This is a genomic window from Ruegeria sp. CH11 (genome assembly GCF_056537105.1).
Window position 1 is genome coordinate 61,547 of sequence record NZ_JBQFQX010000012.1, and the last position, 17,502, is coordinate 79,048.

At 59.1% G+C, this 17,502-nt stretch carries 13 protein-coding genes; 12 read left to right on the forward strand and 1 reads right to left on the reverse strand.

Annotated elements, in window-relative coordinates:
- Positions 1 to 91 precede the first annotated feature (91 nt).
- The 12 genes from ACR0LX_RS16870 to ACR0LX_RS16925 all read left to right on the forward strand — a co-directional run bounded on the left by ACR0LX_RS16870 (position 92) and on the right by ACR0LX_RS16925 (position 15,608).
- A complete protein-coding gene (locus tag ACR0LX_RS16870; RefSeq protein WP_480784711.1) occupies positions 92 to 1,231 on the forward strand; it encodes an aromatic ring-hydroxylating oxygenase subunit alpha in 1,140 nt (379 codons plus the stop codon).
- Positions 1,228 to 2,769, forward strand: a complete 1,542-nt coding sequence (gene betC, locus ACR0LX_RS16875; protein WP_480784712.1) for a choline-sulfatase — start codon at positions 1,228 to 1,230, stop codon at positions 2,767 to 2,769. Before ACR0LX_RS16870 ends, betC begins: the two co-directional genes overlap by 4 nt.
- Entirely contained in the window at positions 2,753 to 3,553 is an 801-nt protein-coding gene (locus ACR0LX_RS16880) for an SDR family NAD(P)-dependent oxidoreductase (RefSeq protein WP_480784713.1), read from the forward strand. The genes betC and ACR0LX_RS16880 overlap by 17 nt, the downstream gene beginning before the upstream one ends.
- 3 nt (positions 3,554 to 3,556) lie before the next feature.
- Complete coding sequence (gene kce / locus ACR0LX_RS16885; protein WP_480784714.1) at positions 3,557 to 4,492, forward strand: 3,5-dioxohexanoate:acetyl-CoA acetone transferase; 936 nt, start codon at positions 3,557 to 3,559, stop codon at positions 4,490 to 4,492.
- 8 nt (positions 4,493 to 4,500) lie between these two features.
- Complete coding sequence (locus ACR0LX_RS16890) at positions 4,501 to 5,919, forward strand: aminobutyraldehyde dehydrogenase (protein WP_480784715.1); 1,419 nt, start codon at positions 4,501 to 4,503, stop codon at positions 5,917 to 5,919.
- Positions 5,919 to 6,659: an SDR family NAD(P)-dependent oxidoreductase gene (locus ACR0LX_RS16895; RefSeq protein WP_480784716.1), complete on the forward strand. Its 741-nt coding sequence runs from the start codon at positions 5,919 to 5,921 to the stop codon at positions 6,657 to 6,659. The genes ACR0LX_RS16890 and ACR0LX_RS16895 overlap by 1 nt, the downstream gene beginning before the upstream one ends.
- A complete protein-coding gene (locus tag ACR0LX_RS16900; RefSeq protein WP_480784717.1) occupies positions 6,659 to 7,597 on the forward strand; it encodes a 3-hydroxyacyl-CoA dehydrogenase NAD-binding domain-containing protein in 939 nt (312 codons plus the stop codon). Before ACR0LX_RS16895 ends, ACR0LX_RS16900 begins: the two co-directional genes overlap by 1 nt.
- A 128-nt stretch (positions 7,598 to 7,725) precedes the next feature.
- Positions 7,726 to 10,617: a KAP family P-loop NTPase fold protein gene (locus ACR0LX_RS16905; protein WP_480784718.1), complete on the forward strand. Its 2,892-nt coding sequence runs from the start codon at positions 7,726 to 7,728 to the stop codon at positions 10,615 to 10,617.
- A gap of 175 nt (positions 10,618 to 10,792) precedes the next feature.
- Positions 10,793 to 11,995 (forward strand): YcaO-like family protein, encoded by a 1,203-nt coding sequence (locus ACR0LX_RS16910; RefSeq protein WP_480784719.1) that lies wholly within the window; start codon positions 10,793 to 10,795, stop codon positions 11,993 to 11,995.
- A complete protein-coding gene (locus tag ACR0LX_RS16915; protein WP_480784720.1) occupies positions 11,992 to 13,299 on the forward strand; it encodes a TfuA-like protein in 1,308 nt (435 codons plus the stop codon). The genes ACR0LX_RS16910 and ACR0LX_RS16915 overlap by 4 nt, the downstream gene beginning before the upstream one ends.
- Positions 13,300 to 13,319: 20 nt before the next feature.
- A complete protein-coding gene (locus ACR0LX_RS16920; RefSeq protein ID WP_480784721.1) occupies positions 13,320 to 14,618 on the forward strand; it encodes a gluzincin family metallopeptidase in 1,299 nt (432 codons plus the stop codon).
- 153 nt (positions 14,619 to 14,771) lie between these two features.
- Positions 14,772 to 15,608 carry a hypothetical protein gene (locus ACR0LX_RS16925; protein WP_480579551.1) on the forward strand — a complete coding sequence of 279 codons (837 nt, stop codon included), beginning with the start codon at positions 14,772 to 14,774 and terminating at the stop codon, positions 15,606 to 15,608.
- 48 nt (positions 15,609 to 15,656) lie between these two features.
- Here ACR0LX_RS16925 and ACR0LX_RS16930 read toward each other — a convergent pair whose 3' ends face one another.
- Positions 15,657 to 17,426 (reverse strand): adenylate/guanylate cyclase domain-containing protein, encoded by a 1,770-nt coding sequence (locus ACR0LX_RS16930; protein ID WP_480579553.1) that lies wholly within the window; start codon positions 17,424 to 17,426, stop codon positions 15,657 to 15,659.
- Positions 17,427 to 17,502 lie beyond the last annotated feature (76 nt).

Here is a 17,502-nt window from a genome sequence, read left to right on the forward strand (position 1 = left end):
TATCCAAAGGCGATTAAACTATTGGTCAATTGACCGCATTTGGCCGATCATACCCCGTGCGACCCCGCAGGCAGGCAAAGGAGCGCCCGGCATGGCAAACCTACCGACCCAGGCTCAATTCTCGACCATTGGCGACGGCTATTCATCGGACGCCGGTGACTCGCAATCGCTGAAAGCCGACGCGTATGTGTTGCAGGAATGGTTCCAGGCCGATCAGCGCGAGATTCTTGCGAAGTCCTGGCAGTGGGTCTGTCATGTTGAAAAGCTGCGCGCGCCCGGGTCGTTCGTAACCGTCGAGATCGCCAGGCAGCCCATCGCCGTTGTCCGCGACCGGGAAGGCACGCTGCGCGCGTTTTACAATGTCTGCAAGCACCGCGCACACGAGCTGCTGAAAGGCGAGGGCAATACGAGCCGCATCATGTGCCCCTATCATGCGTGGGTCTATAAGTTGGACGGTCAGCTTGTGCGCGCGCCGGAAACGGAGCACCTCGAAAATTTCAGCACCGGTGAGATTTGTCTGGATCAGGTCCAGGTCGAGGAATTCGCAGGCTTTATTTTTGTGAATCTCGATCCGTCCGCCGCCCCGTTGCGGGACCAATCCGGCAATCTGGAAACCGAGATTCGCCACTGGGCCCCGGATATCGACCAGCTGACATTCGGGCACCGGCTAACCTATGACATCAAGTCGAACTGGAAGAACGTCGTCGACAATTTTCTGGAATGCTATCACTGCCCGACGGCGCATAAGGACTTTTGCGATCTTGTCGACATGGACACTTACAAGGTGACCACGCAGGGGATTTATTCGAGCCATATGGCCGATGCGGGGACGTCCGCGAATTCGGCCTATGATGTGTCCAACGCCACGGTTCGCACCCATGCGGTCTGGTGGCTGTGGCCAACAACCTGCCTGATGCGGTACCCGGGACGGTCGAGCATGATCGTGCTGAACATCATTCCTGTCGGCCCGGACCGGACCCTGGAAACCTATGATTTCTTTCTGGAAACGCCCGAGCCGGACGAAGGCGAACTGGACGCGATCCGGTATCTGGATGAGGTTTTGCAGGTCGAAGACATCGGTCTGGTCGAAAGCGTACAGCGCGGGATGAGCACACCGGCCTTTACCCAGGGGCGCATTGTGAACGACCCAACAGGGTCAGGTAAATCCGAGCACGCGGTACACCACTTTCACGGGCTGGTCTTGGATGCCTACGCTGGTGCCCTGCGATGACGCAGCCCAATATCGTTGTCATCATGGCTGATCAACTGGCGCCGCACTGGACCGGCGCCTATGGTCATCGGGTGGCCAAAACCCCGCATATCGATGCCCTCGCGGCACGGGGAATGCGGTTTGACGCGGCCTATTGCAACTCGCCCCTCTGTGCGCCTTCGCGTTTTGCCTTTATGTCGGGTCAGTTGATCAGCCGCATTGCTGCCTATGACAACGCCAGCGAGTTTCGTGCCTCGGTTCCGACCTTTGCGCATTACCTAAAGGCACTCGGGTATCGCACCTGCCTATCCGGCAAGATGCATTTTGTTGGCCCCGACCAGAAACACGGGTTTCAGGACCGTATCACCACCGATATCTACCCTGCCGATTTTGCCTGGACCCCGGATTGGGAAGCCCCGGATGAACGCATCGACAAGTGGTATCACAACATGCAAACCGTCAAGGAAAGTGGCGTTGCGATTGCCACCTTCCAGACCGATTATGACGACGAGGTCGGTTTCGCCGCGCATCGCTGGCTGATTGATCGGGGGCGTGAACGTGCCTCGGGTGATGCGACGCCGTTCTGTCTGGTGGCCAGTTTCATTCACCCGCATGACCCTTATGTTGCCAAACCGGAGTGGTGGGATCTGTATTTCGATGAAGATATCCCAATGCCTGACTATGTACCCCCGCTTGAGCAACAGGACCCGTTCTCGCGCCGGGTGATGGATGGGATCGAGGCCAGTATCGTCCCCCTGAACGACAAGGAAATACGCCGCGCCCGGCACGCTTACCTGGCCAATGTCAGCTATTTCGACAGCAAGGTCGGTGAGATCGTCAAAGCGATCGAAGTGATCGGCGAAAGCGACAACACCATCGTTTTTGTGACCGCTGATCACGGCGACATGCTGGGCGAGCGTGGGCTGTGGTACAAAATGAACTTCTTTGAACATTCTGCCCGAGTGCCGCTGATCATGGCAGGTGCCGGGGTGGCGCATGGCGTCGCCGGGAATGCGTGTTCACTGCTGGACCTGCTGCCAACCTTTGTTGAAATCGCCGGTGGTGACCCGGAAAATCTGGGCGAGCCGGTGGATGGCCGGTCACTGATGCCGCTGGCCCGTGGCGCGGATGATCCGGTGGATGAGGCCATCGGAGAATATTGCGCCGAGATGACGCCATATCCCGTCTTCATGATCCGGCGCGGGCCGCTCAAGTACATTCATTGCGACGCCGACCCGCCGCAGCTTTATGATCTGGCTGCGGATCCGCTGGAGACGGTGAATGTTGCAACTGATCCGACCTATTCCAACGCGGCGCAAGCCTTTGCTGCGGAAGTCGCCGAGCGTTGGGACAGCGAGGCTTTGCGCTGCAATATCATCGCCACTCAGAAATCCCGCCGCGCCCTGCACGCAGCGATGGAGGCCGGGGCCGGAGAGCATTGGGACTATAACCCGCCCTCGGATGCCAGCAAGCAATATGTGCGCAACCACATGGATTGGACCGTGGCGGCAGAACATTACCGTTTGAACCTGAGGACCCCAGATGACAGGAAATCTTGAAGGAAAAACCGCTCTGGTTACGGGCGGGCGGGGCGGCATCGGGCGCGCGATTGTCGCACGGTTCCTACGCGAAGGCGCGCAGGTCTATGCGGCTGATCTCACCCCGCAAGGGTCGCTGGCTGCGCATGACGAAGATGGCAGTATTTTCGTCAAACTGGATGTCACGCAAGAGGCCGACGCCATTGCCGTGATGAAACAGGTCGACGCACAGGCCGGGCAACTCGACATTCTGGTCAACGCCGCCGGGATCGAGATTGAAAAAACCATCGAAGATACATCGCTTGAGGAGTGGAACCGCAGCTTTGCTGTGAACTGCACTGGCACGTTTCTGACCTCAAAATATGCCCTGCCCTTGATGCGCAAGGCAGCAAGCGCCGGAACATCGGCCTCGATCATCAATTTCGGCTCCTACGATGGCTTCATTGCAGATCCCGGTCTGGCAGCCTATTGCGCAACCAAGGGTGCAGTTCACGCTCTGACCCGCGCGATGGCCTGTGATCATGGTCCCGAAGGCATTCGCGTCAACGCCATCTGCCCCGGCTATATCGACACGCCGATGTTGCAGAGCTTTTTCACAGGCGATGGGTCCGGAGCTGGCGGCAAAACCATCGACCAGTTGCAGCAGGCGGTGCGCGATGTTCACCCAATGCGAACCTATGGCACGCCCGAAGACATCGCCAATCTGGTAAATTGGCTGGCCTCGGACGAGGCGCGCTATGCCTCGGGTCAGTTATGGGTGCTGGATGGTGGCCTGTCGGCTCAGGTGCAGCAGATGAGACTGTAACCAATGGCCAAGCAAAAATGCGTCATCATCACCTGCGCTCCCACCGGCGGGATTCATACCCCGACCATGTCCGAACATCTGCCGATTACGCCCAGCGAGATCGCAGCCGCTTCGATCGAAGCGGCTGAGGCTGGCGCCTCGATCATCCATTTGCACGCGCGCGATCCGGAAACCGGCAAGCCCGATCCTGACCCTGAACTATTCATGGAGTTCCTGCCACGGATCAAACAGGCCACGGATGCGGTCATAAATGTCTCGACCGGGGGCGGGTTGGGCATGACGCGCGAAGAACGTCTGCGCGCTGCCACCACAGCCTCGCCCGAGATGGCCAGCATGAATATTGGGTCGATGAATTTCGGCATCTTCCCGATGAAGGACAAATACTCGAACTGGAAACATGCGTGGGAGCCCGAGTTTCTGGACATGACCCGCGATTTCATCTTCCGCAATACCTTTGCGGATATCGAATATTGCCTGAAAGAGCTGGGCCACGGGCACGGTACGCGGTTCGAGTTTGAATGCTACGATCTGGGCCATCTCTACAACCTTGCCTGGATGCGGGATCAGGGTTGGATCGAGGGGCCGATCTTTGTGCAGATGGTGTTTGGAATTCTGGGCGGCGTCGGGGCCGATCTCGACAACCTGATGCATATGCACACCATCGCCAACAAGCTGTTTGGCGACGAATATGAATGGTCGGTTCTGGCCGCAGGACGCTTTCAGATACCATTCACCACGCAAAGCGCTTTGCTGGGTGGCAATGTCCGCGTCGGGATGGAGGACAGCCTCTATATCGGGCCGGGCGAAAAAGCCGTATCCAGTGCACAGCAGGTTCGGAAAATCCGGGACATCATCGAAAACCTTGGCCTGACGGTCGCGACCCCGACCGAAGCGCGCGAACGCCTGGCGCTCAAGGGCGGCGACCAGGTCGCATTCTAGGGGGAAACATGCAGACAAACATGCTGATCAATGGCGTGTTGGTCGCCGGAACAGGGGCCGCACTACCAATCGTCGATCCGGCAACCGGTGCCGAAATCGTCCGTGTGAATGAGGCCAGCCCTGAACAGGTCGAAGCAGCGGTGCGCTCTTCTGCAGAAGCGTTCGAAACGTTTTCGCGCAGCACCCCGGCAGAACGCTCGGCGTTGCTGCTGGCCATCGCGGATTGTCTTGAGGCCAATCAGGACGAGCTTGCCGAACTCGAAAGCCTGGACGTCGGCAAACCCTGGCCCTCGGCCCGCGATGATGAGATGCCATTGACCATCGACACGTTCCTGTTCTTTGCCGGCGCGGCGCGCACCATGTCGGGCAGCGCTGCCGGAGAGTATGTCACTGGCCACACCAGTATGATCCGACGCGACCCTGTCGGGCCGGTGGCCGCCATCGCGCCTTGGAACTATCCACTGATGATGGCTGCTTGGAAACTGGCGGCCCCTATTGCGGCGGGGTGTTCGGTGGTCCTGAAACCTTCGGAGCTTACTCCCCTTTCCACCCTGCGGGCGGCGGAGTTGCTGAATGATATTCTGCCCAAGGGCGTTCTGAACGTGATCCATGGCGCAGGTCCGACCATTGGAGACAAACTGATCAACAGCCCTGAGATGGAAGCAATCACAGTGACCGGCAGCCCTGCCACCGGAATGGCGGCGATGCGGGCGGCTGGCAATCAGATCCGCCATGTGCATCTGGAATTGGGTGGCAAGGCACCGGTGATCGTTTTCGATGACGCGGATATTGACGCTGTTGCAGAAACCATCCGCTATGGCAGTTTCTTCAATGCCGGACAGGATTGCGCCCAGCCTTGCCGTGTTCTGGCGCAGAGCGGGATTTACGACAAGCTTGTTGCAGCGATCGCTGTGCAGGTCAGCGAAATCCGGATTGGCGCGCAAAAGGCTGAAGGCACCGAAATGGGTCCGGTCATCTCGGCCCGCCAGCACGAGCGCGTGGCAGGCTTCGTCGATCGGTCTCGGAGTTCTTGTGAAATCGTCACTGGTGGCGCGGCTGCCGACGGCTCGGGTTATTTCTACCAACCAACCATCCTCGCCAACGTCGACAACAACGCCGAGGTCGCAACCAGCGAGGTCTTCGGCCCTGTCGTTACTATCTCGCGTTTCGACGACCCCGAAGATGCACTGCGCATCGCGAATGCGGGTCGCTACGGTCTGGCCTCATCTGTCTGGACCAACAATGTGGGACGCGCGATGGAGATGACCAGTCGGCTGCGATATGGGTTTACTTGGGTCAACACCCACGGCGTCGGCACGCCCGAGATGCCATGGGCTGCAATGAAAGGCTCCGGCACCGGTTGCGACATGAGCGTCTACGCGCTCGACGCCTATACCTCGATCCGGCACGTCATGGTGGCGCACTGATGCGGTTGGCAGGGAAAACAGCGCTGGTAACTGGAGGCCGTCAGGGCATCGGGCGCGCCATTGTCGACGCCTTCTTGACCGAAGGCGCAATCGTGACCACCTGCGGGCGCGGGGACCGACCCGAGGAGCTACCAGAGTTGGTCCATTGGCAAAGCACCGATGTCTCGGACGCTGCGCAAATTGCTGCATTGGTGCAGTCGGTCGGAGCCATCGATGTGCTGGTGAACAACGCTGGCATCCAGATCGAAAAAACCGTCGTGGATAGCACCGACGCCGATTGGGACCTGCTCATCGGAGCCAATTGCCGCGGCGTGTTCAACATGTGCCGGGCGTCTATCCCAGCCATGCCGCGAGGCGGGTCGATTATCAATATCGGGTCAACCTCGGGTCAGGTCGCGGACCCTTCTATGGCGCTCTACAATGCATCAAAGTCATTCGTGCACGGGCTGACACGCTCGATTGCCGTGGATCACGGCCCCAAGATCCGCTGCAACGCCATTTGTCCGGGCTGGATCGAGACCGGTATGTTGGAAGCCGGGTTTGATTTGTCCGATGATCCACACGCAGCGCGAATGGACGCGCTGGCACGCCATGCGACGAAACGCTTTGGTCAACCCAGGGATATTGCCGCGATGGCGGTTTGGCTGGCCTCGGACGAGGCGGGATTTGCAACCGGGCAATTGTTCACAATTGACGGCGGCATGACGGCCGCCTCTCCGATCAACACCGGACTGTTCTGATGGCTGAGGTTTCGCATACTGCGGTTTTAGGCGCTGGCACCATAGGTGCCAGCTGGGCGGCCCTGTTCCTGGCGTCGGGCCGGTCCGTCTGTGTCTACGATCCGGGCGACGGAGTTGAGGCATCCGTTCGCGCGTATATTGAACAGGCGTGGCCAACCATGACCGATCTGGGCCTAACGAACCGGGGCAATCCAGACCGGATCAAGTTTGCCAAGACAGCGCGCAAGGCCGTCGAAAGTGCGGGATTTGTGCAGGAGAACGTGCCTGAACGTTTGCCAATCAAGAACGCCATCTTTGCAGATATTGAACCTGCCATCGAACCGGGTGTAATCGTGGCCAGTTCGGCCTCGGGCCTGACGCTGGGCCAGATGCAGGCCGGGTGGCAGAACCCGGGGCGCTTTATTCTGGGTCATCCCTTTAACCCACCACATCTTATCCCGCTGGTCGAGGTGATGGGCAACAGCCAGACAGACACCGATGTGGTGCCTGCCGCCGAAGCCTTCTATGCGGATATCGGGAAGGTCACGATTCGCGTGAACAAAGAGGTCCCCGGCCATGTTGCCAACCGGCTTCAGGCCGCCGTCTGGCGCGAGGCAATCCATCTGGTGCAATCAGGCGTGGCCAGCGTCGGAGATGTCGACAAGGCCATGTCCGCAGGTCCGGGGCTGCGATGGGCCGTCATGGGACCAACCACATTGTTCAGCCTTGGTGCCGGGTCGGGCGGGTTGGCCGCGTTCTGCGATCATTTCTCTGACACGTTCAACGGTTGGTGGGATGACCTTGGCACGCCACAGCTGACCCGCGAGATATCCGAGATGCTGGCGAATGGCCTTTCTGAAGCCACGGGTGACACACCCGTCGAAACGCTGGCCACCGAGCGCGACGCAAAAATCGTGCAGTTACAGAAGGCTTTGGCAAAGGTGCAAAAGACCGCGTAGCAAGTAAATGCGGAATTGACACTCGTGAAACCGCATCTGGCCATTGTTGTATTGAGTGCATCCTATGCTCTAGGTTGATCCACAGACGCGCCGCCTGACTGGCGCAGCGCAAGTGGGGGTTCGTTAGAGTGACCGCGGAGTCAAAATCCGAACTGAACGAAGCGTTGGAGGTCGACGACGAGGTGACCATTTGGCTGGGCGACCGCCTTGGTGATCGGCTCGAAGACGACGCCCGGACCCTGTTGGCGTTTGCCTATGTGCTGGCACCTCAAAAGACCTCATCGACAGGGCTGGTTTCAACGTCGACGGTATTCTTGGCGGCGATCGAATGGGGTATGGCGGAGAATCCTTCGACCGAACCGCCGCTTCCTCTGCGAAATCTGGCAACATTTGTTCGAAACCACGCCGCAGACGCTTACTCGGAAACCATGGCCACCTTCTTTCGTGATGGCGTTGAGTTCCCCGATGCGACCCTTCTTGCGCGAACCGATTTCAACACGATTGCAACCGCGTCGAACAACCTGGACATGCTCGTCGGTTTGATTGGCCTAGATGGCCGCTCGGCGGATGCGGCGCAAGTGGTGCTTGAGTTGCTGAATTTCGTTCAAGTCCGGGACTATCAGGGAGACTCATTCCACAATCTGCTCAGGCAGCTTGGCGGATTGCAGCCAGTACATTATGCGGCGGCGTTGTTGCGGCGGGGTGGCGTGGACCATGCGCTAAGCAACGACAACAGCGAATTGTCGATTGCTTTGACCGACCGACCCCTTTGGCTGTGCCAGTATCGCCGAACCGACAGCACCCAACTGGAAGGGCGGATGAGCCCGGGATCGGTGGAATCTTGGGATATCAAACCCAAATCGTCGAGCGAGCTGCAAAGCGCCATGAGGCCAGGCGATGTGGTGGCAATCTGGCGAACGGTGGACAACAAAGAATACAGCGGGAAACCCTCCAGCCGCGGCGGCGTCGTGGGATGGGCGCAGATCGAGGCGCTTCCGACGTCGGAGAGCGATCAGATCTCCCTGCGCCTGCGCGACAGTTTTCCGAACTCACCCATTTCACGCGATAACGTTCTTCGTTTTGTTGAAAACACGGGCAAAAACTGGCCGGGTCAAATTTCGCTGCGAGAGCTCGAACAGGGTGAGGTCGAAATATTCCGGCATCTTTTTTCAGTCGCGGAAGATCCCGGCGCAAGCGGGGACCGCCCGACCGAAGTGACCCTGTCCTCGGACCGGGCCGAGACGACCCGTGACCTGCTGGATCGTGGGCCGCTGGCCTTTTCGCTGGCCTCGCTGATCAACGCGGTTCAGGACGATCAACTGGCCGCAGGCGACAGCGGCAAGGTCCCGTCCGAGGCCGCCTTTGTCCTGCATATCGACAGCCCGTGGGGCGGGGGCAAAACGACCTTTGCCAATTACATCACGCGGATGCTGAACCCGTCGCAATACGGGATCGATCTGCAGCAGTTGGGCAAAAACACGGGCGACAACGTTTCGGTCTTTGCTGCGGTGGCGGAAAAGATCGCGTCGCGCTGGCCACAGCGCTGGCGCGAACGCAAATGGATTTCGGTGCCGTTCAACGCGTGGCAGCACCAGCATGTGTCGCCCCCGTGGTGGGATTTCTATCAGACCATCCGAAAGGGGTATCTGGAAACGCTGCCCTGGCCAAAGCGGGTCGTGAACCACCTATCGGAAGGTTGGTGGCGCCTGCGGATGCCGGGGGTCTGGATGCCCTTTGTCGGTCTTTTGATATTCGCGGCACTCTTGTTTGTGGTCGCAATTCTGACCAACGCGTTCAGCGGACAAGAGGCTGCCGACCAGAACTGGTTCAGTTCGCTATTCAAAAAGCCTGAGTCCAGTTCGATTGGTTTCTGGCCGCTGTTTCTGACGCTGGTCGGTGGTGGCTCGGGTCTCGCGCTGATCAATTCGCTGCGCAACGGATTGCAGAACGTGATCGTAACGGCTGGCAGCGCGGTGGATTCCGAAAACCTGGGCGATTCTGACCCGCTAGATCGCCTGCGCCGCCGGTTCGCCAGCCAAGCCGCCAAGTTGAGCCGGCACGCTCAACGCCCGCTTGTCGTGGTAATCGATGATCTTGACCGATGCGAGCCGGAATATGTGGTCGAATTGATGCGCGGCCTTCTGACCGTCTTCAGGTCACCCTATGTGGTTTACCTGCTGCTGGGCGACAAACATTGGATCGAGGCGTCCTTTGCGCAGGTGCACGACAACATGAGGGACGCGCATCGCAGCGAGGATATCTCGTTTGGGGCTCGGTTTGCCGAAAAGGTCATCCAGTTGTCGTTTCTTTTGCCCGAAGCAGATGAGTCCGTGCGCGATGCCTATTTTGGCTATCTTCTGACCGGCGAACGCAAGGGGCCGCAGCAAAGCGATCCGGCGCGTGACGAACAGCTGAACGCGTTCGTGACCGAAGCCCGCCAGCAGCTGGCAAACCGGAGAAGCGCGAAAGAGATCGACGCCGAAGCCGAAAAATTGATCCAGCAGGCCGGTAACCAGTTCGGAGGTGACGCTGAAACCCTGCGGTCGTTGACACGAGCGATCAATACCGAGGCTGTTGTGAACACCGCTTACTCCGACGACGTGCGCCAGGACGTGGCCCATCGCCTGATGGATTTCCGCCGATGCCTTCCCGAAAATCCACGGCGCATCAAACGGATCATAAACATGGTCGCGATTTATCAGGGCAGCGCGCGGGTCCTGCAGGCCATCACACCCGGGACGGACAAGTGGAGGCAGCTTGTACTTTGGATCATTTTGATGTCGGAACATCCAGGCCTTTGGCAGGTTCTGGCCCGTGATCCCCGTATCGCCGACCTGCTGCTTGCAGCCCGGAAGGCGGATTTGGATGAGGACGCCCTCGATAAGGAAACGATCGACCTGCTGTCTGCGCATCTTCAGAACGACGCGGCCATGCGCATATTGTCCGGGGGCAGCACGGAAGAGATTCCGCAGCTCGATAGCGCGGCGGTTTCCTGGCTGGTAAAGCTGACGCCGGTATGACCGCAAGAGGCAACGCGCGCTTGATTGAGGCATTTCATATGCCAGATGATCCGGCAAAGGGCTGCGCAGTTGACCCATTTGTTCTGATCCAGCATCCTTGACCGCATTGAAACTGCCTCCGGTCCGGTGATCGGGGTTTTTGGTTGCCCATCAATTGTTTGGCAAGGTTGAGCATATGCCCGACACCTCGAAGAAGGCGTATCTGCATGATACCCACAGGCTGCGAAGCCCCGAGCAGACGCTGGCAACAGTTCAGCCCTATCTTGGAAAAATGGGTATTACCCGGGTTGCCGATCTGACCGGGCTCGATCGGATCGGATTGCCAACGGTGATGGTGACGCGACCCAATTCGCGTTCGGTTGCGGTGTCTTTGGGTAAGGGACTGTCGCCCAGCGCCGCGCGCGCTTCGGGCGTGATGGAGGCCATCGAGTCCTGGCATGCAGAACGGATCGACCTGCCGTTGCGGCTGGCCAGCTATGCCGATCTGGCCGCCACGGCCAACGTCGTTGATACCACTCGTTTGCCTCGGGTCACTGGCGGTCGTTTCGATCCGCATGACCGCAGGCTGTGGGTCGAAGGCGTGGATCTGACGACTGACAGCTCTTGCTGGGTGCCGTATGAGATGGTGGATACGGATTACACCACACCTCCCGACGGGCCGGGTCGCGCCTTTCCCCGCACCACCAACGGGCTGGCATCGGGCAACAACAAGGCCGAGGCCAGCTGCCACGCGATCTGCGAGGTGATCGAGCGGGACGCAACCACGCTTTGGCACCACCGGGGGCCGGGACAACGCATAGATACGGAAACTGTGGACGACCCGAGATCGAGACAGGCGATGGACAGGATTGCCGAGGCAGGCTTGCAGCTTGGTATCTGGAACACCACCTCTGATACCGGGGTCGCCTGCTTTCGCTGCGTGATCTGCGAACAGGGCAGCGCCCAAGGCCATATCGGCATCGGAGATGGATGCCACCCCGACCGGGATATTGCCCTGTTGCGAGCGGTGACTGAGGCCGCGCAGACGCGCCTGACCTATATCTCTGGCGCACGGGACGATCTGGACCCCGCCGAATTCAGCGACGCCGCCCGATCCTGGCGCGGCGACTATGTCAGTGACCTGATATCCGGTTCGGCTCCGACCGAGGATTTTCGGTCATGCCCGACACATGTCACCAGCTCTTTCGAAGAGGATCTGGTGTTCCTCGTAACCCAGCTTGCCGTTATCGGAGCGCCGCAGATAGTGATCGTCGACCTGTCCCGGCCCGAATATGACATCGCCGTCGTCCGTGCGGTCATCCCCGGGCTGGAGGCCCCGCACGACGATCCCGACTATGTCGCAGGCCCCCGGGCGCAAAAGGCAGGTGCGCACCCATGACCGTTATCGTGTTCACCGGACCGACGTTGTCTGCCACCAATGTGTTGGAACATCTGGACGCAGTTGTGCTGCCCCCCGTGCAGCAAGGCGACGTCTATCGCGCGGCGCAGGACAAACCTCGCGCAATCGGTATCATCGACGGGTTTTTCGATGGCGTTCCATCGGTCTGGCACAAAGAGATACTCTGGGCGCTGGAACTGGGCATCCCCGTTTACGGCAGCGCCAGCATGGGGGCCTTGCGGGCGGCAGAGCTGGCGGATTTCGGGATGATCGGTGTTGGCCGCGTATTCGAAGACTACCGCAGCGGCGCAATTCAGGATGATGACGAAGTTGCGGTTCTGCACAGCCCGGCAGAATTGGGGTTCAAACCGCTCAGCACGCCGATGGTTTCGGTCCGAGCTACAGTAGACAATGCGCGCGATCAGGGAGTGTTGCCGCCCGACAGCGCAGTCGAAGTGCTGAAGCTGGCTAAGGCACTGCATTACCGCGACCGGGAATGGCGTACCATTCTTGAGGCCGCAAAGCGCTTGCCGGGTTTGGACGCGTTTGGTCAGTGGTTGGCGACCGGGGCGGTGGATATCAAGGCCAATGATGCACGCGAGATGTTGGCGCTGATGGCGCAGCATCTGAACCAAGGCGCACAGGTGCCAACCGATCCCGCAAGGGTGGAGCAAACGCTGGCATGGCGCGAGCTGTGCGCCCGCATCGACTCCGAGCCGCCCACGGATGTGCCCACAGATCACGCTGTGCTGGACGAGGTACGGCTGAACCCGCAACATTTTGCGCTATTGCGCGAACAGGCGGCGCTGCGGCTTTTGGCCCGCGATGACGGGTACCAGCCAGACCGGGACGACCTGATGCGGCAGATGTCGGATCACCGGGCCAAATCCGGGTTGCCGCGTCAGGCTGACCTCATGCGCTGGCTGAACGAAAATGATCTGACGCTGCAACAATACGAAGCGCTTTTGTCCGACCGGGCACGGTCCGAGGCCGCGATCACTGCGCGACAGACTCAATTGGACGCGCTGGTATTGGATGAGCTGCGGCATTCGGGTGGATATGCCGCGTTGAAACAGCGGGCAGGCCACAAGCGGACCGCTGCACAACCGGCACCATCACGACAGAACGAACCCACCCGCCACTTGCGGGCGTTGATCTGGTATTTTGAAACACGGCTTGACCGCGCGGTGCCCGATGATCTTGAATCCCATGCAAAGGCGCTTGGTCTGGACGGGCGCGACAGGTTTATTGAACTGATTGAAGCTGAATATGCATATTGCCATTTGAACGGGTCGCCGGACTGAGACCCTGAAGGGATAGATGGATGAGCTGGCTCGAGACCCCCGAAGACGACGAGGCACCCGGAACCCGGTTTCTACTCTACCCGCAATCCCCTTTCCTAGAGCCGGGCATGCAACCTGAGATGGTCGAAATCTCGGCCCCGCCGGGCAGCATCGGCCCCGGCCCATCCGGCCCGCGCATGTATGCGATGAACCCGGTTGGTAAAACCACGCCCTACGGCGCGATGGTGCCCGGACCCAATGGCCCGCAGATGTATCTGCCACCATGGGACGCCTATATTCAGCCGCCGCCCGAACCCGATGAGTTCGGCAATTTCATCCACATCACCCCAGACGATCCTGCATTCGAAGCCGCGCACCTGTTCGGATCGGCCCATTTTACGATGGATGTATGGGAGGGCTATTTCGGCCGCCCGATCCCCTGGCATTTCGCCCGCGACTTCGACCGGCTGGAACTGTCTCTTCTGCCCAGTCTGGACAACGCGCACATCGGCTGGGGGTTTCTGGAAACCGGCGGCACCTGGGATCACGGCGATGAATACCGGCCCTATAGCCTGAATTTCGACGTGGTGGCGCATGAGATCGGGCACGCCATTATTTACAGCGTGATCGGAATGCCGTCGGACGGGGATGCCTCGGGCGAGTATTACGGGTTCCATGAATCCGCTGCCGATCTGGTGGCCCTTCTGGCATCCCTTCACTTTGGCTCGGTTGTCGAGGACCTTTTGGAGAACACGCGCGGCAATCTCTATTCGTTCAACCGGCTCAGCCGCTTTGCGGAACTGTCCGAGAACGCGCAAATCCGTATCGCCACAAACAACAGGGTGCTGTCCGAGTTCTCTCACGGCTGGTCCAGCGAGCATGCCCTGTCAGAACCCCTGACCGGGGCAATGTTCGACATTCTGGTCGACATTTATCACGAGCGTCTGCTGGTCCATGATCTGATTTCGCCCGAAGAAGAGCACCTGTCCGATCAGCTTGAAGGCTCACCCGAGTACGAACAGGTGATGCAGCAGATCTTTGACCAGCGGTATGCCGAGAACCCCGAAGGCTTCCGCATTGCGCTGCTGGAAGCGCGGGATTTTCTGGGCTCTTACCTTGCCGACGCATGGGAGAAGCTGGATGCGGACATGCTGAGCTATTTCGGCGTTGAGCGCGCGCTTCTGGCCGTCGATCAGGAAATTACCGGCGGGGCTTTTCAGCAGATCATCCAGGGCAATTTCCGCATGCGCGAAATTGGCCTGACCACCGCCGGCCCACGCCTTGAGGAACCGGATGAGACAAGCCACGCGTCCTCGGTACGCACCATGGTTCCGGACTGACGGGGGCTTAATGTCTTTGTTTTTTGCGTGTTTTGTGGCAGTTTACGCGCACGGGATGATGATTTTTGAAATTAGGCACGCACAACCTGCGCGCCAATAAGGGGGGAGATGAGGTCCTTGGCGTCGTCGATCCTTTAGTCGGGAGAAAATGATATGTCTGAGTCCTTGCTCAGTTTTTCAGAAGTGTTGTTGTTTGGACGTCTTATTCAGGAACTGCAAATTTCGTCTTTCGAGGCCAAGGTGGCAAGCGAAGAGAATATCGCCGATCTCAAGGGTCTGAGCGTGAACGGCCAGCAGGTCTATGCCGGAGATTGGATTCTGATCAAGAACCAGTCCAGCAAAAGCCAGAATGGCCTATATCGGGTGTCCAGCAACGACAGCAACGACTGGATCGACAAGCGCCAGTTCGAATGGGGCACCGTGATCAAGGTGATGGAAGGATCGCAGGCCGGGTTCTGGAAACAGGTCGGCAACTTCACCAAAGGGCGCCAAAAGTTCAAGAAAGTGCCCAGACGCCGCGGCCAGGGCGCAAACAATTTCCTGGGCGACCAGTTGGGCAAGGGCGCACGGTTCGCCCGGATTTACGGGTTCTCTTATGAAGGTACCTATTACGACCTGCCAGAGCCGTCGATTTTCCTGGTCCATGGCGAAGGCGAAAGCGCCACCGACATGAACAATCCGGGTAATCTGGCGTCTCGGGCCCCGAACAACCCGTCGCTGGGAGGCGTTGCCGCTGCGGATTACCAGATGGCCGACGACATCCGCGTCTGGGACTATGACAAGGCCGACTACACGATCCGCATGGACGTGATGTCCGGGCAGTTCGAACAGGTGCTGCTGGACCTGTATTTCGGTTTCGACAGCCCGGCCATCAGCGGTGCCAAGGTCAGCGGCGCCAAAGTGAGTGGCGCAAAGGTCAGCGGAGCCAAGGTCAGTGGTGCAAAAGTCAGCGGCGCGAAGGTGAGTGGTGCCAAGGCGCGCGGCGACTGAACCTGCCAGAATCGGATTGGCAAAGGGCGCTTTTCTCGAGCGCCTTTTTTAGAACCCCGCCTTCTTCAGACCCTCGACAAAGTGCTGGGTGTCATCCGTCAGGCGGTCGGGCTGTACCTTGGCCCAACGCGTTAGCGAAAAGTTTGGGTGCACGATCCGGTGTCTGTCCGCGATCTGGCGCGCCATGTCCATATCGCCAAGCTGGGCATAGCTGGCAGCCAGCACCCGCTGGCCCTCGGTCGGGTTGTTCATCTTGTTGACCGACGCAATAACCTCGTCATAGCGTTTGAGATTGTAGTAGGCGCCGCCCAGATGCCACAGATACTGATCCGGAAAATAAGGGTTCAAACGCATCGCCTGCTGCAGATGTTTGATCGCGTTTTCATTGTCACCGGAATGGGCCAGCGCATCGGCATAGTCTGAATGCATATCCGCATCATTGGGATTCAGTGCCAAGGCGCGTTTGTAGGTTTCGAGCGCCGAGTCGTGTTCCTTGCGATAAAGCTGCACATAGCCCAATTCACCAAACCCGCGCGCGTCCGTCGGATCAAGCTCGACCGCGCGCTGCGCCAGGGACAGCGCTTTGTCCAGCGCGCTGTTGGGGTCCTCGGTCCAGGAATAGCGCCAATCCAGATTCAGCGTGCGTGACAGGGCGGCTGCGGCACGCGCATAGCCTTCGTCGCGCTCGAGCGCAGATTCGTAGAAATTCTGCGCCTTGCGGTTATCCAGGCGTGTGTATTTGAAGATGTGGTGCTGCCCTTGCAGGACCGATCCATAGGCCTGCAAGTCTGAAGGGACCGCCTGCACCATCCGCTGCTTTTCGTGCGACTCGATCATCACGGCGGTGGCGGCAACGATACATTCTGTCACCTCGTCCAGAATATCAAAGATGTCATCGATCTTGCGATCAAACCGTTCGCCCCAGATGGTACGCTCGGTGCTGGCGTCGATCAGTTCGGCAGTGATCCGGATACGGCTGGCCGATCTGCGGACGCTGCCGCGCGCGACGTAACGTACATTCAGACGCCGCGCTGCCTCTTGTGGTGACATCGACTGCGTCTTGAAAAAGAACGACGAGTTCCGCGCGATGATGAACAGGTTCCGGAACTTTGACAGGTTCATGATGATGTCGTCGGTCAGCCCTTCGGCCACCCAGGCGTCATCCTCGTTGTTGCCCTGACTTGCAAAAGGCAGCACCGCGACCGAAGGGATATCGGGGCGCTCCAGCACCTCGATCTGCATATCCGGGCGCAGCGTTGCCGCCATTGTCGCGCCCTCAACCTCGCTGCGGACACAATAGGTCGCGACCGGAGACAAAATGTTCTTCAGCTGCTTTGGCCCAAGATACTCATAGCCATACCGCAAGCGGTTGCGAATCTGTTCGTATACGGCCGAACTGACATAGACCCGCTCGGGCTCGGCGATTTCTTGAAGACGGGCCGCGATGTTGACGTTGTCTCCATGCACACCGCGCTCGTCCAGCAACACCTCACCCATATGGACGCCAGCCCGGAACTTGATCTGCTCATGCGTGGCGCGGTCCTGATTGTGCTGACCTGCAATCCGATGCAGCTCGATGCTGAACTCGACCGCACTGGTGGCGGTTTCGAACAGAGCCAGAATCCCGTCACCCCGGACCTCGACAACATTGCCCTGATAATTGGGGCAAATCTGTTCCAGATGAGACAGCAGAGATTTCAACGCGTTATACGTATCAATTTCGTTCTCGCTCATCAGTCGCGAATAGCCGACAACATCCGCAAACACGACGGCACCAAGCTTTTGCCGGATCGGAGTTGTTGATGGTGCACGATTCACTGCGGATACTCGCCTAAAGGCCGTCGTCGATTCTGACAGCAAACATATAACAAATTCGGGTCATGCAAATGCCTGA